This is a genomic window from Pararhizobium sp. PWRC1-1, assembly GCF_049897905.1.
In the GTDB taxonomy this organism is placed as follows: domain Bacteria; phylum Pseudomonadota; class Alphaproteobacteria; order Rhizobiales; family Rhizobiaceae; genus Pararhizobium.
This window is the reverse complement of record NZ_JAFCXE010000012.1, coordinates 155,463-174,372: the sequence shown is the minus strand read 5'-3', so window position 1 is coordinate 174,372 and position 18,910 is coordinate 155,463. Positions and strand designations below refer to the sequence as shown.

General features: G+C 59.9%; 19 protein-coding genes and 1 pseudogene. 14 read left to right on the top strand and 6 right to left on the bottom strand.

Going from position 1 to position 18,910, the window contains the following annotated elements; translation table 11 throughout:
* Positions 1 to 2 precede the first annotated feature (2 nt).
* Positions 3 to 581, bottom strand: coding sequence for a shikimate kinase (locus tag ACP7E0_RS19425; protein WP_426126976.1), 579 nt, complete (start codon positions 579 to 581; stop codon positions 3 to 5).
* A gap of 158 nt (positions 582 to 739) precedes the next feature.
* Between ACP7E0_RS19425 and ACP7E0_RS19420 the strand changes: the two genes are divergently transcribed.
* The 7 genes from ACP7E0_RS19420 to ACP7E0_RS19390 all read left to right on the top strand — a co-directional run bounded on the left by ACP7E0_RS19420 (position 740) and on the right by ACP7E0_RS19390 (position 6,704).
* On the top strand, positions 740 to 889 hold the full coding sequence (locus tag ACP7E0_RS19420; protein ID WP_426126974.1) for a hypothetical protein: 150 nt from the start codon (positions 740 to 742) through the stop codon (positions 887 to 889).
* Positions 886 to 1,842: a site-specific tyrosine recombinase XerD gene (gene xerD / locus ACP7E0_RS19415; RefSeq protein WP_426126972.1), complete on the top strand. Its 957-nt coding sequence runs from the start codon at positions 886 to 888 to the stop codon at positions 1,840 to 1,842. The genes ACP7E0_RS19420 and xerD overlap by 4 nt, the downstream gene beginning before the upstream one ends.
* A gap of 80 nt (positions 1,843 to 1,922) precedes the next feature.
* On the top strand, positions 1,923 to 2,876 hold the full coding sequence (locus ACP7E0_RS19410; RefSeq protein WP_113315288.1) for an acetyl-CoA carboxylase carboxyltransferase subunit alpha: 954 nt from the start codon (positions 1,923 to 1,925) through the stop codon (positions 2,874 to 2,876).
* A 203-nt stretch (positions 2,877 to 3,079) separates the two neighbouring features.
* Positions 3,080 to 4,546, top strand: coding sequence for a L,D-transpeptidase family protein (locus tag ACP7E0_RS19405; RefSeq protein WP_426126970.1), 1,467 nt, complete (start codon positions 3,080 to 3,082; stop codon positions 4,544 to 4,546).
* Positions 4,546 to 4,776: a sulfurtransferase TusA family protein gene (locus ACP7E0_RS19400; protein ID WP_426126962.1), complete on the top strand. Its 231-nt coding sequence runs from the start codon at positions 4,546 to 4,548 to the stop codon at positions 4,774 to 4,776. Before ACP7E0_RS19405 ends, ACP7E0_RS19400 begins: the two co-directional genes overlap by 1 nt.
* Positions 4,777 to 4,950: 174 nt before the next feature.
* Positions 4,951 to 5,373, top strand: coding sequence for a YciI family protein (locus ACP7E0_RS19395; RefSeq protein ID WP_426126960.1), 423 nt, complete (start codon positions 4,951 to 4,953; stop codon positions 5,371 to 5,373).
* 68 nt (positions 5,374 to 5,441) lie between these two features.
* Positions 5,442 to 6,704, top strand: coding sequence for an RNA polymerase sigma factor (locus tag ACP7E0_RS19390; protein ID WP_426126959.1), 1,263 nt, complete (start codon positions 5,442 to 5,444; stop codon positions 6,702 to 6,704).
* 12 nt (positions 6,705 to 6,716) lie between these two features.
* Here ACP7E0_RS19390 and ACP7E0_RS19385 read toward each other — a convergent pair whose 3' ends face one another.
* Genes ACP7E0_RS19385 through ACP7E0_RS19375 form a run of 3 tightly spaced genes read right to left on the bottom strand, consistent with a single transcriptional unit; the run spans position 6,717 to position 9,857 of the window.
* On the bottom strand, positions 6,717 to 7,493 hold the full coding sequence (locus tag ACP7E0_RS19385; protein ID WP_426126957.1) for a DUF930 domain-containing protein: 777 nt from the start codon (positions 7,491 to 7,493) through the stop codon (positions 6,717 to 6,719).
* Positions 7,494 to 7,513: 20 nt separating this feature from the next.
* Complete coding sequence (locus ACP7E0_RS19380; RefSeq protein ID WP_426126955.1) at positions 7,514 to 8,701, bottom strand: CobW family GTP-binding protein; 1,188 nt, start codon at positions 8,699 to 8,701, stop codon at positions 7,514 to 7,516.
* Positions 8,702 to 8,729: 28 nt separating this feature from the next.
* Positions 8,730 to 9,857, bottom strand: coding sequence for a D-alanyl-D-alanine carboxypeptidase family protein (locus tag ACP7E0_RS19375; RefSeq protein WP_426126953.1), 1,128 nt, complete (start codon positions 9,855 to 9,857; stop codon positions 8,730 to 8,732).
* A gap of 142 nt (positions 9,858 to 9,999) precedes the next feature.
* Between ACP7E0_RS19375 and ACP7E0_RS19370 the strand changes: the two genes are divergently transcribed.
* The 4 genes and pseudogenes from ACP7E0_RS19370 to ACP7E0_RS19355 all read left to right on the top strand — a co-directional run bounded on the left by ACP7E0_RS19370 (position 10,000) and on the right by ACP7E0_RS19355 (position 13,213).
* Positions 10,000 to 11,163: a M20 aminoacylase family protein gene (locus ACP7E0_RS19370; RefSeq protein WP_426126951.1), complete on the top strand. Its 1,164-nt coding sequence runs from the start codon at positions 10,000 to 10,002 to the stop codon at positions 11,161 to 11,163.
* A gap of 33 nt (positions 11,164 to 11,196) precedes the next feature.
* Entirely contained in the window at positions 11,197 to 11,661 is a 465-nt protein-coding gene (locus tag ACP7E0_RS19365; RefSeq protein ID WP_426126950.1) for an Lrp/AsnC ligand binding domain-containing protein, read from the top strand.
* A gap of 180 nt (positions 11,662 to 11,841) precedes the next feature.
* Positions 11,842 to 12,649 (top strand): annotated as a pseudogene (gene kdsA / locus ACP7E0_RS19360) (3-deoxy-8-phosphooctulonate synthase).
* A 201-nt stretch (positions 12,650 to 12,850) separates the two neighbouring features.
* On the top strand, positions 12,851 to 13,213 hold the full coding sequence (locus ACP7E0_RS19355; protein WP_426126948.1) for a hypothetical protein: 363 nt from the start codon (positions 12,851 to 12,853) through the stop codon (positions 13,211 to 13,213).
* A 60-nt stretch (positions 13,214 to 13,273) separates the two neighbouring features.
* Here ACP7E0_RS19355 and ACP7E0_RS19350 read toward each other — a convergent pair whose 3' ends face one another.
* Positions 13,274 to 14,314, bottom strand: a complete 1,041-nt coding sequence (locus tag ACP7E0_RS19350; protein ID WP_426126947.1) for an NAD(P)-dependent alcohol dehydrogenase — start codon at positions 14,312 to 14,314, stop codon at positions 13,274 to 13,276.
* A gap of 221 nt (positions 14,315 to 14,535) precedes the next feature.
* On the opposite strand from ACP7E0_RS19350, the gene ACP7E0_RS19345 reads away from it, so the two are divergent.
* Entirely contained in the window at positions 14,536 to 15,477 is a 942-nt protein-coding gene (locus ACP7E0_RS19345; protein WP_426126945.1) for an AraC family transcriptional regulator, read from the top strand.
* 108 nt (positions 15,478 to 15,585) lie between these two features.
* Entirely contained in the window at positions 15,586 to 15,810 is a 225-nt protein-coding gene (locus ACP7E0_RS19340; RefSeq protein WP_426126943.1) for a hypothetical protein, read from the top strand.
* Positions 15,811 to 15,933: 123 nt separating this feature from the next.
* Here ACP7E0_RS19340 and ACP7E0_RS19335 read toward each other — a convergent pair whose 3' ends face one another.
* Complete coding sequence (locus ACP7E0_RS19335) at positions 15,934 to 17,619, bottom strand: hypothetical protein (protein ID WP_426126941.1); 1,686 nt, start codon at positions 17,617 to 17,619, stop codon at positions 15,934 to 15,936.
* 149 nt (positions 17,620 to 17,768) lie between these two features.
* Between ACP7E0_RS19335 and ACP7E0_RS19330 the strand changes: the two genes are divergently transcribed.
* Positions 17,769 to 18,785, top strand: coding sequence for a hypothetical protein (locus tag ACP7E0_RS19330; protein WP_426126940.1), 1,017 nt, complete (start codon positions 17,769 to 17,771; stop codon positions 18,783 to 18,785).
* The last annotated feature ends 125 nt before the right edge of the window (positions 18,786 to 18,910 follow it).

The following is an 18,910-nucleotide window of genomic DNA, read 5'->3' as shown; positions in this document are numbered from 1 at the left end:
CTTCACTTCTTCGGGAGACTGGCGAGAGCGGCGAGAACCTCTTCCACCATCACCTCTTTCTTGACATCGCGCGATAGCACCGTCAGGTCCGCCTGCGCATAGATCGGATAACGGGCGTGCATGAGGTTTTCGAGCGTCTGCTTGGGGTTTTCGGTTTTCAGCAGCGGACGGCTGTCACGCTTGTTGACACGCTCCCACAGCACGTCGAGTTCGGCATTCAGCCAGACGGACAGGCCATGGCGCTTGATATGCTTGCGGGTGCGCTCATTGATATAGGCGCCGCCGCCGGTGGAGACGATGCGCGGGCCGGTGTTGAGCAGCCGCTTGATGACGCGAGCCTCAAGCGCGCGAAACTCGTCTTCACCGTAAGCTGCAAAAAGCTCGCTGATCGTCATGCGCGACACGCGCTCGATCTCATGATCGGAATCGACAAAGGGAATGCCGAGCGCCGATGCCGTCATCCGGCCGATCGCCGATTTTCCGGCCCCCATCAGACCGACAAAGACCAGGTTTCGTCGCCCGAGCGCGGCCTTCGCTCGCCCGATCAGCGCTTCGGAAACCGGTTCAATCACGTCGCTCATGCAGTTTCAATTTCCCCGTTCCGTTCCGGTATCGACAAATCAGCCGGAAGCGTCAAGACTTCACGGCATACAAGGCAACCGGAATCCCGTGCGATACAGCGGTTCTTGCACTTGCAAACAGGCATGGTCATATAGACCCCTGACCCTAGGAGTTGAAAATGCCCACCCTGTTCCGGTTCCTGTTCATCTGCGCCCTGATCGCCGGCGTGATCTATGGAACGATGGTGGCGCTGGTGACCTTCGTCAATCCGGTGGAGCGCGACGTGACGATCCGCATCCCCTCAGAGCGGGTCAACAAACCGCAATGATCGATCTCTCCGCCGCCCATATGGAATCCTTCCTGGAGATGATGAGTGCCGAACGCGGTGCTGCCAACAACACGCTGGTTTCCTATGAGCACGATCTCGAAGACGCCTATTCCTTCCTCAAGCAGCGCGGCGTCAAGCCGACCGAGGCCTCCTCGGACGACCTGCGCGCCTATCTTTCGCATCTGGCGCAGCAGGGCTTCAAGGCCTCGTCTCAGGCACGCCGGCTGTCGGCGCTGCGGCAGTTCTACAAGTTCCTCTATGCCGAAGGTTTGCGCACCGACGACCCGACCGGCGTTCTCGATGCGCCGAAGAAAGGCCGCTCGCTGCCGAAGGTGCTGAGCATCGACGACGTTTCGAAGCTGATTGGGCAGGCAGAACAGGAGGCGGCGAAAAGCGGAGAGGATACGGTGGCCCGGCTGCGCATGCATGCGCTGATCGAGCTGCTTTACGCCAGCGGCATGCGGGTGAGCGAGCTTGTCTCGCTGCCGGCCTCGGTACTGGCGCAGAACGGCCGCTTTCTCGTTGTTCGCGGCAAGGGCAACAAGGAACGCATGGTGCCCTTGTCGCATTCGGCGATCCGGGCGATGCAGGCCTATGGTGCAGCGATGGCAAGCGACACTGCAGCACAGAAAACCCCGCCACCTGAAAGCCCGTGGCTGTTCCCTTCCTCAGGCAATGCAGGCTACCTGCCGCGCCAGGTTTTTGCCCGCGACCTCAAGGATCTCGCCGCCCGCGCCGGCATCCGGGTTGCGGCGATCTCGCCGCATGTGCTGCGCCATGCCTTTGCCAGCCACCTTCTGGCCAACGGCGCCGACCTTCGTGCCGTGCAGGAACTTCTCGGACATTCGGACATTTCAACGACACAAATCTATACCCATGTGCTGGAAGAACGGCTGCATCAGCTGGTCCAGAACCATCACCCTCTTGCCAAACAGGCGAAAAAACAGGATTAGGAGCGCCAGAACACTTGGCCGGGACGGCTGAAACGTCATACCCGTGGCCACTGGGCGCAATATGATCGGAAACGCATCACATGCACAATTATCTCGATTTCGAAAAACCAATCTCCGATCTCGAAGGCAAGATTCACGAGCTGAAGAAGATTGCCAGCGAGGACGAGAGCATCGACACCGCCGACGAGGTGGAGCGCCTTGAAGTGCGCGCCCGCGAGGCGATGGCCGAAATCTATTCCAAGCTGAACCCCTGGCAGAAGACGCAGGTCGCGCGCCACCCGCAGCGCCCGCACTTCCAGGAGTATGCTGCCAACCTGTTCACCGAATTCACGCCGCTGGCCGGCGACCGCAAGTTTGCCAATGACGAGGCTATCCAGGCCGGTCTGGCGCGTTTCCGCGGCACGCCTGTCGCCGTCATCGGCCAGGAAAAGGGCAACGACACCAAGTCGCGCATCAAGCACAACTTTGGCAGCGCCCGTCCGGAAGGCTATCGCAAGGCAATCCGCGTCATGGAAATGGCTGATCGTTTCGGCCTGCCGCTGATTACCCTGATCGATACCGCCGGCGCCTATCCCGGCATCGGCGCCGAAGAGCGCGGCCAGGCCGAAGCCATCGCCCGCTCGACGGAAATGTGCCTTAACATGCGCGTTCCGATCGTCTCCGTCGTCATCGGCGAAGGCGGTTCCGGCGGCGCCATCGCGATTGCTACCGGCAGCCGCGTCTATATGCTCGAGCACTCGATCTACAGCGTGATCTCGCCGGAAGGTGCAGCCTCCATCCTCTGGCGCGACTCGACGCGTGCCAAGGAGGCGGCGACCAACATGAAGATCACCGCCGAAGACCTGAAGTCGCTGGGGATCATCGATGGCATCATCGGCGAACCGGTCGGCGGCGCCCATCGCGATCCGAACGCCGTGATCGAGAAGACCGGCACGGTCATCGCCGACGCGCTGAAGGAGCTTTCGGGCCGCACGGGCGATGAACTGCGCTCCGACCGCCGCCAGAAATACCTGGCGATCGGCCGCCAGCTTTAACTATATTTGCTGGCTTCGAACGGGTTCACAGTGAAAATGGAGCGCACGGTCCAACCTTGGCCATATTCGTGCGCTCTGGAACGCTTGCGGCAAGGCGGTTTTGTAAGGTTAATATTTTGTGAAGTATAAGGGCATATTGATTCCCTGTGGACCGCCTGCACGGGAACGCCACGTTCGACAGTTTTCTTGATGGACCTTTGCCGATGCGTTTGACACATCTTGTTGCCACCGCTGCCATCGCCGCGCTCCTTGCGAGCTGCACCGCCAATGAGGCGATGGACACCGTCGATGTCGACCTCAAGAAAGTCTCCAGCAAGGTCAATTACCAGCTCTCCGGAAAAATCGTCCAGAAGATGCAGGCGATGAGCATGGCGAAGGATTCGCCGATCATGCTGCGCATCTTCAAGGAGGAAGGCGTTCTCGAAGTCTGGAAGGCCAATTCGTCCAACCGTTTCGAAATGCTGCGCCAGTACAAGATCTGCGCCTGGTCGGGCAAGCTCGGCCCCAAGGTGAAGGAAGGCGACCGGCAGGCGCCGGAAGGGTTCTACCCGATCTCGCCGGGCCAGATGAACCCGAATTCCAGCTATTATCTCGCCATCAACACCGGCTTCCCCAACCGCTTCGATCAGGCCAACGGCCGTTTCGGCACCAATCTGATGATCCACGGCGCCTGTTCGTCGTCCGGCTGCTATTCGATGACCGACGAGCAGATGCAGGAAATCTTTGCGCTGTCGCGGGACGCCTACAAAGGCGGACAGCAGGCGATCCAGCTGCAGGCCCTGCCCTTCCGCATGACCGCCGAAAACATGGCGCGTCACCGCAACAGCCCGAACATCGAATTCTGGAACATGCTGAAGCCGGGCTACGACCAGTTCGAGATCACCAAGCGGCCGCCGGAAGTGAATATCTGCGAGAAGAAATACGTCTTCAACCAGCAGACGGACGGCAAATTCAGCCCAACCGGTCAATGCCCGGCCATGTCGACACCGGCGGCGATGCAGGGCGCCCTCGCGGCCTTTAACAAAAAATACAATGACGACTACGCCAAGGCGACGAAGAAGCTCGACGGTCTGGTCTGGTACGAGCCGACCGAAGCGGAACGCAAGGCGATCGTCGCTAAGCTGCGCGTGGGCAAGGAACTGGCTTACGCGCCGACCGGCACCTCGCTCGACGCCGGCAAGCTGATGAAGGTCGCCGATCTCGAAAAGCAGGAAGCCCGCCGCGCCGAGCTGGAAGAAGCCAAGAAGGCGATCGAGATCCAGAAGGCCGAGCTGGACAAATCCACCCGCAACGGCAAGAGCGTGCCGGTGCCTGTGGAAAACCCCTTGCCCAAGCCGGTACAGCAGGCCGCTATCGAACAGCCAGGTGCTGCCCGCAAAGGCTTCTGGGGCAGCCTGTTCTCCAAGAACAGTGCAGATGCGCAGCAACTTGAGCCGGCAACCGTAGCCCCGGTCGAGGCGGCTCAACAGCAGCCGCTCAACCAGAAGCAGGCCGTGCAGCACTCGCCAGCTATCGCAACGCCGGAGCCGGTGACCACTGCGACAGCGAAAAAACCGGCTGACGCAACCGCACAGACAGCGGCCACCACCGAGGCAGCACCGATGGCCGAGCAGGCCGTTGCCGAACAGCAGCCGAAGAAGCGGCCGTTTTGGAAAATCTGGGGCAATTGATGCTCGACGGCCTGGTCTATGACCTCAAGGGGCTGAAATGCCCCTTGCCGGTTTTAAGAACCCGCAAGCGCATGCTGACCCTTGCGCCGGGCACGCTGATCACGGTGGAGACGACGGACCCCCTCGCCATCATCGACATTCCACATTTCTGCCATGAAGACGGCCACAGTCTGGAGCAATCCGAGGTTCTGGCTGGCGGACACCGCTTCGTCATCCGCAAGAAGGCGTAGCGCCCAGTCGCTTTATTGCCGCTCGTCGGTCTTCACTATGGCCTCTGTTCGGCTCGCCCATCCTTGTCTAAAAAAATCTGAAAGAAATTCCGGAACGATGTCGATCGCGCCGAGGTTCGTTCGTCGTATGATCAGGAAGGCCACTCCGGCGTCCATCAATCAGAGGAGAAGACAATGCGTGTGATGGTGATCGTCAAGGCGACGAAGGATAGCGAAGACGGCATCATGCCGACGACCGAGCTTCTGGAAGCCATGGGCAAATACAACGAAGAGCTGGTCAATGCCGGCATCATGATGGCCGGCGAAGGACTGCACCCTTCGTCCAAAGGCAAGCGGATCGCCTTCGACGGGCCAAGCCGCACCGTTATCGACGGCCCTTTTGCCGAAACCCGCGAGCTGATCGCCGGGTTCTGGCTCTGGGAAGTCAAGGACATGGCCGAAGCCGTCGAATGGGCCAAGCGCTGCCCCAATCCGATGCTTGGACCAAGCGAGCTGGAAATCCGCCGGGTGTTCGAGGCAGCCGATTTCGGCGAGGCGTTGACGCCTGAACTGGCCGAGCAGGAAGAACGGCTGCGCGAAAAGGCAGCCAAGCGCTGATATTGCCACCACAGTCAAGCCGCCACAGCGGCTTGACGCAGCCGCTGCTGCTCGCTTAATCCGGAAGCATGGCGGCTAACGAAACACACCAGGCGATTGAAACAGTTTTCCGGATCGAACAGGCCCGGCTCATCGGCGGCCTGGCCCGTATGGTCAGGGACGTGAGTCTTGCCGAAGAGCTGGCGCAGGACGCTCTTGTGACCGCCCTGTCCGAATGGCCGAAGACCGGCGTGCCGAAAAATCCGGGAGCGTGGCTGATGGCCGCCGCCAAACGCCGCGCCATCGATGGTTTTCGCCGCAAGAAGATGCTGGTGCGCAAACATGCCGAAATCGGCCGCGACCTTGAAGACGAACAGGATACGAGCGCCGAGGATCTGGAAGCTGCACTGGATGACGATCTCGGCGACGAACTGCTTGGCCTCGTCTTCGCCGCCTGCCATCCCGTCCTGTCGGCAGAAGCGCGCGCAGCACTCACCCTGCGGCTGATCGGCGGATTGACGACGGATGAAATTGCCCGGGCCTTTCTCTCCAATGAAGCGGCCATCGCCCAACGGATCGTCCGGGCCAAGAAGACGATCGGCAATGCCGGCCTGACCTATGCCGTGCCGCGCGGAACTGAACGCAGGGAACGGCTCGCCTCGGTGCTTGAGGTAATCTACCTGATCTTCAACGAGGGTTATGCGGCCACCGCCGGCGAGGACCTGATCCGCCCTGCCCTGTGCTCTGAAGCCCAGCGCTTGGGTCGCATTCTTGCTGGCCTGCTCCCAGAAGAGCCGGAAGTGCTGGGCCTGCTGTCGCTGATGGAAATTCAAGCCTCGCGTCTCGCCGCCCGCGTTGCCCCGGACGGCTCGCCTATCCTTTTGACCGAACAGAACCGCGCCCACTGGGACCAGCTGCTGATCCGTCGCGGACTTGCCGCCCTGCAGCGCGTGGAAACGCTTGGCGGCGCCAATGGGCCTTATGCCCTGCAGGCTGCGCTGGCGGCCTGTCATGCACGCGCCCGCAAGGCGGAAGACACCGACTGGCAGAAGATCGCTGGGCTCTACGATACGCTGCGCGGGGTGATGCCATCGCCGGTGGTTGATCTCAACCGGGCGGTGGCCCACAGCATGGCCTTCGGGCCTGAAACCGGTCTCGCACGCCTTGACGAGATCGATCCGGCCGCCGGGCTGCAGAACTATGTGCCCCTGCCCGCCGCAAGAGGAGATTTCCTGTTCCGCGCCGGGCGGCTGGCGGAAGCCAAGGTTGAATTCGATCGCGCGGCAGACCTCACCCGCAACGCCCGTGAAAAGGCCTTCTTTCTTGCCCGGGCCGCTGCCTGCAGCAGCTGATCCGCTGCTCGTCTAGTCCGCCGGACCATCATCCGCCAACAGATTGTGATCGGCCCAGTCGCTTTTCGGAATCTCGCTGCCAACCGCGAAGGCAAATGATACGACCTGCCTCAGGTCGGGCGTGACCTCGCAGGTGAAACCGATCGTGTACCAGCGACGCTTGCTTCGAAACGCACCGCCATCGGCCCTGAGCTCTTGTCCGGAAAGTTCGGTATCGGCCATAGCATAGGCGACCAGAAAATCCGGCTTCAATGCGGCTTTCCAGAGATGGACCTGCTCCATCGCCTCGATATTGCAAAGCTGGACGATGCGCTCGGAGGGCGCCAGCTGGCCCAGCGTCTTGCGCGCCTTGGTGCTGCGCGGATCCGCCAGGACCTTCGCCGACCGGAGATGTGTCGCCTGAACCATGACGCTTGCTTGAGGACGTGGCCGGTCCGTTGGCAGTTTGGCAAAGTCCGGAACCGGACTATCTGTTTGTGGCTCGGATGCAGCATCGCTCATGGACCGGGGCTGGGATTGGGGCTGGAACTGCGGCGGTTGAGCCTGGGTTTGCACCGCAGCGGCCGGTGGGCTGTTGGCAGCTTCAAACTGTTGCGGTGTCAGAACATCAACGCTGACGCTGTCTTCCGATGACGGGACCTGCCGGCGTGGCGTCACGGCCAGAAGCAGGGCAAGCCCGATGAGCAGATGGAAGCCGAGCGAGGCGCTGATACTCCAGCCGCCGGGACGGCTGGAAGGATAGGCTGGCGCCCGCATGTTGCCGATGACTTCGCTCGCCTCGGGAAACATGCCGGCCCCTTGCCGATTGGTTACATCCGCTGCCCCGGAACCGCCAGCGGGTTGTCCTCCAGCGCCTGCCGGTCCGGCCGGTCGATGCGCGGCTTGCCGGTAAAGGCGTCGAAAAGATCGCGCACGAACGCTTCCGGCAGATCCTTGGTGATCAGCACCATGCGGGTGCGCCGGTCGGACGGGTCCGGCCATGCAGCCATGCGCTGCGGCGTATGGAACACGGTCTGCACGCCGTGCAGGATCAGCGGCCGGTCCGGATTGTCGGACATCGAGACGATGGCCTTCATCCGCAGCAGCTTTTCGCCATGGGCGGAGCGCAGCAGATCGACGAACATTTCCAGCGCCATCGGATCGATTGGCCGGTCGTGGACGAGGCTGAACGAGCGGATATCGGCACCATGCCGGTTTTCGTTATGATGATGGTGGTGATGGTGGTGATGGTCATGGCCACAATTTTCGTGACCGCAATGCTCATGATCATGGTGGTCGTCGTGACCATGGGCATGATCGTGGTGATGATCATGGTCCGCCGCCGCTTCATCCTGCAGCCAGCGGCCGACATCGGCGATCTTTGTTGCCGGATCGTAGAGCCCGCAATGGAAAAGTTCCGCCTTGCCAGCCTCGGGCAGATCGCCATCGATCATCGGTGCGCGCGGATTGAGCGCCCTAAGCCGCGCTTTCAGCGAGATCACCACATCCGGCGTCGCCAGCGACATCTTGCTGATCACCAGCCGGTCGGCCATCGCCACCTGCTTGACCGCTTCTTCGTGATTGTCGAGCGTCGATAGACCGTTGGCCGCATCGACGACGGTGACGACGCCATCGAGCCGGTAGCTCTGGGCGATGACGGGATTTCCCATCACCGACTGCAGCACCGGCGCCGGATCGGCAAGGCCGGTGGTCTCGATGACCACGCGCTTCAACGGCTTGATCTTGCCGGTCTGCATCCGGTCCATCAGATCGGCCAGCGTATCGACCAGTTCGCCGCGCACTGTGCAGCAGAGGCAACCGTCGGACAGCTCGATGATCCCGTCGCTCGATGCCTCGACCAGCAGATGATCGAGCGAGACGTCGCCGAACTCGTTGATAATCACGGCGGTGTCGGTGAGATCGGGATCCTTCAGCAGCCGGTTGAGCAGCGAGGTCTTTCCCGCGCCGAGAAAACCGGTGAGGATCGACACCGGCACGGCGTTCAGCAGAAGGCTCATGGATTTATCCAATCAGTATGCGGAAACTTTAGAAAACGGGGCGAGGAACCGGGATCGGCACATTGGCGACATCGCCCTGCGCGGTCTCCGTCTGGTCCCTGCCCTTGGCATCGGCCACCTTTTCGGTGCCCGGGATAAGCCCGGCGGCGACAAGGTTCAGCGGGCGGTTGATCTCGTGAATATAGGGCGACAGCAATTTCTGCCGGCCACCTTCATCACGGTTTTCCGAGCGCACCTTGGCGGCCTTCGGATTGCAGATTTCCTTGCTGACATCGGCGACCATGTCGCGGCTCTCGCCATAGGGCGCAATCTGGCCAAGTCCGGGCTTGCCGGCGCCGCTCGACGTCAGACCGAGCTGCAGCAAGCGCGCAGATTCGTCCGCCCGGCCGCCAAGGCTGTCGGCGCCAAGCACGACGGAAACGACGGCACGCCCGTTGCGTGTCGCAGATGAAACCTGATTGAAGCCCGAAGCGCAGATAAAGCCGGTCTTCATGCCGTCGGCACCATCGAAACGGCCGATCAGCATATTGAAGTTGGGATAGTTTTTCTTGCCCGTGGTGAAGCCTTCATAGGCAAAATAGGCTGCATATTGCGGAAACTCGCGCTTGATCGTGATCGCCAGAACGGCGAGATCGCGGGCGGTCGTATATTGACCCGGCGCAGGCAGCCCGTTCGGATTGACGAAATGCGAGGATGTCATGCCGATGCGCCGCGCCTCGGAATTCATCTGGTTGATGAAGGCGGGCTCGGAGCCAGCCACGGTCTCGCCGATCGCAACGGCAATGTCGTTGGCCGATTTGATCAGCATCATCTTCAATGCACTGTCGAGCGTGACGGCCTGCCCGGGCTTGTAGAACATCTTGCTCGGCGGTTCGCCGGCGGCGTTCTTGCTCATCACCACCGGTGTTTCCAGCGTCAGCTGGCCGGATTTCAGCGCCCGGAAGGTCGTGTAGGCCGTCATCAGCTTGGTCAGGGAGGCCGGATACCATTTCTGATAGATTTCCCGCTGCTCATAGACCTTCAGCGAGCTGACATCGACAACCAGCTGCGGATTGGCCGCACTCGGCAAGGTCGCCGAAAGCAGCGACGCGCAGGCGCCAGTCAGGACTGCGAATAGCTTCAACGCGCCACTCTTGCGAATTCCAGTTGTCACCACGTCAAACCTCGAAATTTCGGGAATTGCCTCGTATCGTCCGGCTATTTAACCTATATGGCGAGGAGATGGCAAAGACCATTCTTTTGCGCCGATGCCAAATTTCTCGTATCCCATGCCCGCAATGGATCCACAGGAAGACAAAATGCCTATTCTGAACCGCGCAGCAGAGCTCCAGACCGAAGTCACGGAATGGCGTCGCCACCTCCATACGAAACCGGAACTGCTGTTTGCCGTCGAAAATACGGCAGCTTTCGTCGAAAATAAGCTGAAGGAATTCGGCGTTGACGAAATCGTCACGGGTCTTGGCCGCACCGGTGTTGTCGGCCTGATCAAGGGCAATCTCGGCGAAGGCCGCACCATCGGCATGCGCGCCGATATGGATGCCCTGCCGATGACCGAAACCAGCGGCAAGCCCTGGGCCTCGACGACATCAGGCAAGATGCACGCCTGCGGCCATGACGGCCACACCGCCATGCTTCTGGGTGCTGCAAAATATCTCGCCGAGACACGCAATTTCAAAGGCGCCGTTGCGGTGATCTTCCAGCCCGCAGAAGAAGGCGGCGCCGGTGGCCACGAAATGGTCAAGGACGGCATGATGGAGCGTTTCGCCATCGAGGAAGTCTACGGCATGCACAATATGCCGGGCATGCCGGTTGGCCAGTTCGGCAGCCGCGTCGGCCCGATCATGGCCTCGACCGATGAATTCACCATCACCATCGATGGCCGCGGCGGCCACGCCGCCCAGCCGCACAAGACGATCGACCCGATCGTCATCGGCTCGCAGATCGTCAACGCGCTGCAGACCATCGCCTCCCGCTCGGTCGATCCGTTGTTTTCGGTGGTCGTTTCGGTGACCAAATTCAATGCCGGCTTTGCCCATAACATCATTCCGGAACAGGCCCTGCTCGGCGGCACGGTGCGCACGCTGATGCCGGAAGTGCGCGATCTCGCCGAACAGCGTATCAAGCAGATTTGCGAAGGCCTGGGTGCCGCCTATGGTGCCAAGATCAAGGTTTCCTACGCCCGCAACTATCCGGTCACGGTCAATCATCGCGAGGAAACCGGCCATGCCCTTTCGGCTGCGGCAATCATCGCCGGCGAAAACCAAGTATCGGGCGATCTTGATCCGATGATGGGCGGCGAGGATTTTTCCTACATGCTGCTGGCCCGTCCGGGCGCCTTCATCTTCATCGGCAATGGCGACACGGCCGGCCTGCACAATCCGGCCTACGACTTCAATGACGAGGCGATCCCGCACGGCATCTCCTACTGGGTGAAGCTCGCCGAAACGCGGCTGGCGGCTTAAGCTGCCGCAAGCGCTGAAAGGGTAGAGAATCCGATGCATGAGATAGACAAAATCGACCGGCGGATCCTCAACATCCTGCAGGCGGACGGCCGGATCACCAATCTGGAACTGGCCGACCGCATCGGGCTTTCTCCGACTGCCACCAGCGAGCGGCTGCGCCGCTTGCTGAAGGAAGGCTATGTCTCGGGCTTTGGCGCGCGGCTTGATCCGCACAAGCTCGGTTTCGGGCTTCTCGTCTTCATCGAGGTGATGCTCGACAAAACGACGCCCGAAGTGTTCGACAAGTTCGCCATCGCCGTCAAACAGGCGCCGTCGGTACTCGAATGCCATATGGTCGCCGGTGGCTTCGATTATCTCGTCAAAACCCGCTTCGAGGACATGAACGCCTATCGCAACTTCCTCGGCCAGGTGCTCTGGACCCTGCCCGGCGTCAAGGAAACGCGGACCTATGCGGTGATGGAAGAAATCAAGAACGACGGACCGCTGCCGCTGGGCTGAGGATCGTCTGTTTCCACACTCAGCAACCGGTGACAACCGGAGCCACAAGCGTAACAGCGCTGAGTTGCAGCCCTGACCAAATTCCATATTGTGCGCACTTGCGACGATCAGAGGTCTGATTCTCGCTCCAACCTGGATGGTAGCGGGCGCACAGTTGCGTCTTGCAAGGGAAAGTCGACAATGGCCGTAGCGCACCTGAAACACTGGAACATGTCGTTTGGCGGGGGCCAGCCGCTAGCCGTTATCGCAGGCTTGAATGTCCTGGAAAATCTTGAGCTGGCACTTGACGTGGGCCGGCACCTGAAGGCCGTCACAGCCGATCTCGGCTTGCCTTTCGTGTTCAAGGCCAGCTTCGACAAGGCCAACCGGTCCTCGAACGCCAGCTATCGCGGTCCGGGATTGAAAGATGGGCTGGCCATGCTTGCGGAAATCAAGCGAACCTTAGATGTGCCGATCGCCACGGATATTCACTCAGATTCCGGCATTCCTGTGCCGCCAAACCGATCTGATTGTCGCCGCCGCCGTTGCCACAGGCCGCGCGGGTGGTCTGCTGCACGTCAAGAAGGCCCAGTTCCTTGCTCCCTGGGACTGCAGGAACATCATTGCCAAAGCGCGGGCGGTGGCGCCCGATCTTCAGATCGCCTTGTGCGAACGCGGCAGTTCCTTTGGCTATAACAATCTGATCGTCGACATGCTTGGTATCGCCGAAATGCAGCGCCTCGGCGTCCCTGTCACGATTGATGCGACGCATTCCGTGCAATTGCCGGGCGCCGATCCCCGCACCAACGGCAGCTCGACGGGCGGACGCCGCGAGGGTGTCCCCATCATCGCCAAGGCAGCCGTGGCCGCCGGTGCCGATGGCGTGTTCCTCGAGTTTCATCCCGATCCCGACCGGGCGCTTTGTGACGGGCCAAGCTGCCTTCCCCTCGACATGGCTGGGAGCCTGCTTTCCACATTGCGTGCTGTCCATCAGGCGGTACGGTCTTAGCCCAAGCGAAGACGCGGGCGATCTTACGCGGGCAGCCCTTCCCGCTACGGCTCAGAATCCGATCTCGTCAGCAAATCCAGCCGTCTGAGCCGGCGATGAGGTTCGCCTCGATCACCACAATTTTGGTTCTTTTCAAACGGCATTGATTACGCATAGGCTGGGAGTGCAGCTCGACCATCGAGCCAATTTTTGAGGGGTGCCATGAAGAAGATCATTATCGCCGTAGCGCTCGCGCTCGCAGCTGCTTCCGGCGCGAATGCGCAAACCGTCAATGCCGGCAAGTACACCGTTCAAGGTACCAATCTCGACGGGTCGAGCTATTCCGGTACGGCGGAAATCACGCTCGCCAGCGAAACCACCTGCGTGATCGAGTGGGAAACCGCCGGCGTCAAATCGACCGGCGTCTGCATGCTCAACGGCGATGCTTTTGCAGCTGCCTACGTGCTCGAAGACGCCATGGGGCTGATCGTCTACCAGGTCAAGGGCAATGGCACGCTTGACGGCGCCTGGACGATTACCGGCAAGGACGGCTCCGGCACCGAAGTTTTGACCGAAGTCAAATGATTGGGCGGACGCGACAAAAGGCCGGCAAGGGGAATTTGCCGGCCTTTTCGTTTTAATGGATTACAGTGTCGCCATATCGATGACGAAGCGGTAGCGCACGTCGCTCTTGATGACGCGCTCATAGGCTTCGTTGACCTGGTCCATGCGGATCAGTTCGATTTCCGAGACGATGTTATGCTCGCCGCAAAAATCGAGCATTTCCTGGGTTTCCTTGATCGAGCCGATCATAGAACCGGCAATCGAGCGGCGCGACGGGACCAGCGAGAACGCATGCACCGGCACCGGCTTTTCCGGAATACCGAGCAGCACCAGCGTGCCATCGACCTTCAACAGGCCGAGATAGGCGTTCCAGTCGATCTCAGCCGAGACCGTGCACAGGATGAGGTCGAACGTTCCTGCCAGTTTCGTGAAGGTTTCGGCATCGGCGGTAGCATAATAGTGATCGGCACCGAGCTTCAGGCCATCTTCCTTCTTCGACAGGGACTGGCTGAGAACCGTGACATCGGCACCCATGGCATGAGCAAGCTTGACGCCCATATGACCAAGACCGCCCATACCGACGACTGCGATCTTCTTGCCGGGACCAGCGCCCCAGTTGCGCAGCGGCGAATAGAGCGTGATACCGGCGCAAAGCAGCGGCGCGGTTGCCTCGAAGGGTAGGTTTTCCGGAATGGAAAGGACGTAGCCTTCCTTGACGACGATGAAATCGGAATAGCCGCCCTGGGTCGGGGTCTTGCCGTCGGCTTCAACGCCGTTATAGGTGACCACGAGGCCGGGCATGTACTGTTCGAGATCGACATCACGGCTGGCGCAGGCTGTGCAGCTATCGACGAAGCAGCCGACGCCGACCCGGTCGCCGACCTTGAATTTTGATACCTTTGAGCCGACCGCCGTAACGATGCCGGCAATCTCGTGGCCGGGAACCATTGGAAATGCCGAATTGCCCCATTCGTTGCGGGCCTGGTGGATATCCGAATGGCAGATGCCGGAATATTTGATGCTGATGACGACGTCGTCCTCGCGGGGTTCGCGCCGTTCGAATGTGAAGGGCTGCAGCGGCTTTGACGCATCCGTCGCAGCATATCCTCTTGCCAGGGCCATGGGTCACTCCTTTATCTGATGAAGCGGGGATTGTGATGGAAGCACAGATCGCCTCTCCCCGAAAGCATACTTGCAGATCATGTTGGCAGAACGTTAGAGCAATCCTGCAAGATTATTGTACGATCCTGCAAAATGTGTCTTCAAGGTTTTGCAGATAACCGCAGAGCGACTAACTTGCGATTTGCGAGACAAAATCTAAATAGCTGGAAAGACTTTCGATTATGACAGCTTCACGAACCCCACGCAGTCAGGAACTGATTGATCTTATTGCCCGTTTCGCCAAGGAAGATGGCGATCATAAAACGGCTATACCGGGCGTCAGCGTTCACCGGCGCTCAGGAACCGGGACGAAATCGTGTGGTTCCTACAAGCCCAGCCTGGCGCTGATTGCCCAAGGCGCAAAGCAGGTGGTGCTTGGCGACGACATCTACCGCTATGGCGGCGCCGATTATCTGTTGACCTCGATCGACCTGCCGGTGACCACGCAGATCGTCGAAGCGTCGGAGGAAAAACCCTATCTGAGTGTGACCTTCGGCATCGACACCACGCGTATTGCCGGCGTGTTGGACCGGGCCGGCGTACAAACCGGGGCGCCCGCGCCGGGCGCGCGTGGCATGGCTGTGAGTTCGGTAACACCTGACCTGGAAGATGCCGCCATCCGGCTGCTCCGGCTTCTGGACCGGCCGGACGACATTCCGGCTCTGCTGCCGCTGATCGAACAGGAGATCATCTACAGGCTCCTGACCGGTCCGCAGAGCGGGCGCCTTCGCCAGATGGCAGTCACCGAAAGCCAATCGCACCAGATCAGCCGCGCCTGCGTCTGGCTGAAGGAACATTACGCCTTGCCCCTGAAGATCGAGGATCTGGCCAGCCGCGTCAGCATGAGCGTTTCGTCGCTGCACCACCATTTCAAGGCGATCACCGCCATGAGCCCGATGCAGTACCAGAAGCAACTGCGGCTGCAGGAAGCCCGCCGGCTGATGCTGGAGGACATGCTGGATGCCGGTTCCGCCGGCCATCAGGTGGGCTATGAGAGCCAGTCGCAGTTCAGCCGCGAATATGCCCGTCAGTTCGGTGAACCGCCATTGCGCGATGTCGGCCGCGTCCGCCGCAGCCTGATGGACCGGCTGACGGGCGGCATGGAGATGTTAAGCGAGGGGTAGGTAAAGATAGCATCGGCGCTTTCCGTACACGAAGTACATCACCAATATTAGGAATAACTACACTAGAGTCTTTGGTGATAAATTTGGCATCGGAAGGAGAATCACCAAATGATGCCGGTTACTGTACGGATGAGCTACTGGCGCGAAGGGCATCTTCTTCGCGAACCAACATTGCTGACTGCAATCGGATTGCGGGAAACCCTGCTTTCGGCGCTCGACTATGATGAAGCCAGAGTGAACTTTGTTTGCCGGCAGGTTGAGGAAACCGGTCTCTACGAACTCGGCGATCTCAACGAATCCACCACGATCTTCGAAAAGATCCTGCACTCCTGAACGTTTCGCCGATATCCGCTCCCTCACAGGCCGGCGTAGTGTTCCGGGCGCAATGATTCATGGCCGGTCCACCGGAGGCAGCAACCGCCTTCCAGCGTTGGGGCAAAACGAATACATTTCATTTCACGAAAGCGCCGGAACGGTAATGTGATCCGGTTCGAGCCCCTGGCGGGCGCGTTCAACCATCAAAGCGTAGGCTCTTTCCAGATGCCGGGTGAAGCGCGCCGTATCGAACAAAGGCGCGACGGCCCGCTGAGCCGCGATCCTGTCCTTCAGGGCACGTAGCTTGTCAGCATCCTTGGCCAGCGACACGCAAAGCTCGACATAGTGTTTGGAAGTGTCCGCCACCAGCTCGCCGACGCCGAGCGCGCGCAGCAGGCTCTCGGAAACGCGGGAGGCAAAATGCGTACCTTTGCAGGTGGGCACTGGCAGACCTGCCCACAACTTGTCCGAAGTCGTCGTATGACCATTGTAGGGGAAGGTGTCCAGCCCGATATCCGCGGCCTGCAATCGCGCAATATGCGCCGGGTATGCGAGCGGTTCGGCAAAGATGATCCGGTCTGCGTCAATGCCCTCTGCACTCATCCAGCGCGTAAAATTACCCCTAGTAAAACTATCCGCGCACATCATCCAGAGGACGCTATTCTCTGCCTGCCGCAGGATATCCGCCCACAGCCCGGCTGTTGACGGAGTGATCTTGCGGTGGGCGTTGAACGAAGCAAAGACGATCCGGTCCTGCGGAAGGCCAAGTGCGTTGCGCGGCGTGGCGGGAGGCAGCGGCCGGTAGACATTGTCATTGGCCTGATAGCTCTCCGGCATCAGGCAGAATTTCTCATGATAGAAAGGCCGGCTGGTTTCAGGCGTGACCACGGCATCGCTGATGATGTAATCGCAATCGATGCCGGTGCCTGACCCGGGATAACCGAGATAGGCCACCTGGATGGGGGCAGCCCCATGATTGACCAGAGCGCTGCGGGTGCCCTTGGTATGCCCCTTGAGATCGACGAGAATATCGATGCCCCGGCTGCGGATCAGCGCGGCCGCATCTTCATCGGACAGATGCCCTATCCGTATCAGGTTCGGATAGGTTGCCCGCAATCCGCCATCTATATTGATCAGCTCGTCCGGCGTATAGCAGAACAGCGTGATGTCGTATTTCTCCGGGTCATGCTGAAGCATTACGCTTTGCAACAGGCGCATCGTCGCGTGCTGATCGCTGAAATCTCCGGAAAGATACCCGATCCTGATTCTATCGGTGAAGGTATGTGGCACTGCCCGCCGTGCAGACCGTGAAGCCTGCGTGAACCCTAGCGCACCATTGACCTTGGTCAGCCGCGCATTCAGGCTTTCGTCCGCGCACCAGCCTATATGGCGCTGGGGAAATTCAACCGCGAGATAACGTTCGTCACCGGCCTTCATGCGATCCAGGAAACGCTGGTCGTCCATCAAAGCCTCGTCGAGACACAAAAACTCGTGCAGATATCGCCGGTAGATTTCTTCGGCATTCGCATCGAACCCGCCGGTTTTGGCGGCAAGCCGGGCGGTATGCAGGGAGGCAAGGGAATCGTCGGCCTGCTGCAGCATGTTTGCCGCCAGCGCCTTCAGCATTGCCGCCTTCGGACCGCCGAGATCGGCCGCCTTTATATAGAAGATTGCCGCATCAGCATATTTCTCTGTCTTGGCGTAACACTGCGCCACCAGCAATATTTCTTCGGCAGAAAGAGCTTGCCGGTGCTTCGGCAACAGGAGACGCAACGCGCCCTCATAATCCTTGGCATTGTAGCATTGCAACGCTTTTGACAGAGACATCGATAATTCCAGAACCAACCAGCAGCTAGTGTTAACGATGGTGACTGGCGCAAAGCTGGATTTCAGTATGCGGGTCAACTTGCGCGCAAGCTTCGCACACCCGAGGCGGCCTATACGGTCGGGACAGAAGCCCCTCGTGGATAGCCTGGATGACACAACTTACTCTCTGCATGCCGAGCAATCGCGACCTGCGCAACTCAGCCAGCGCGATCGAAACAGCCTTGATCTATGCGCAGAAGCGGAGCTGCCGGTTGATCGTTTCCGATAATTCGCGTGACCCGGAAAAGCAGGCCTATTACGAAAACAGCTCGCCCTATCTGACATATGTCGTTCCGGACAGCGACGGCGCCCTGCAGAATATGGCTCATGCGCTTTCCAGGGTCGAAACACCCTTTGTGATGCCGATGGGTGATGACGACGAAATCTATGGCCTGGATGACAGGCTGGCATTCGATTTTGCCGCACTTCCAGAGGACGTTATCGGTGTTCGCCCGCAAACGTCCATCTGGTCCATTGGCATGGGCGTGCATCGTACCGACCGGTTTTCAATCACCGCCGATGACGCCGGCGGCCGGATACTGGAATATAACCAGAAAGCAGCCGGCAATAATGCGCTTTATTACAGCTTCTATCGCTCGGGGCTTTTCAAGAACCTGTTTTCGCTTTTTGCTGAAGCGCACCCGACACACGGCGGCTATTGCGACTGGGCGCTGAGCTTTGCCCTGTGTGCTGCCGGAAAATTTCTCCACGATCCTTCGACGATCTATCGCTACGACCTGGGCCGTTGGGCCAGCACTGAGGGCATCGAAGCGGCAAATAGCAGCCTCTACCGGCAGGCTGGCCTGCCGGATACCGCCGAGCGCTTCTCCTCCCTGCTCCGCTTCATCGATACCCACGTCTTCCTGATCAACATGCCCCTATCCGATGGTCAGCGCCAGAACGCACAGATGACCAATGCCCGCATTGCCTTGCGCTCATTTCTGCGTGAGGTCGCGAATGCACCGGATCAATACGATCCCGAAGTGGTCTATCTCGCCGAATTGATCGGCGAAACGCCCGATCTTACGTCGGCATTCCAGATGTCACTGTTGATCACGGACCGGCTGCAGGAAGGCCTGGCGGCAAGATACGTGCGGTTTGTGCAGGCAGCCGGCGGGCAGATTTGAGGTTGAATCGTACTCTCGGTGGCTTTCTTTGCGTAGTCACGAAAGACCAGCGGTTGGGCGGGTCTCCCAGGCGGCCAACCGCACACAAAATCCCCTTCTGCAAACTCGCATAGTGCATCGTTACG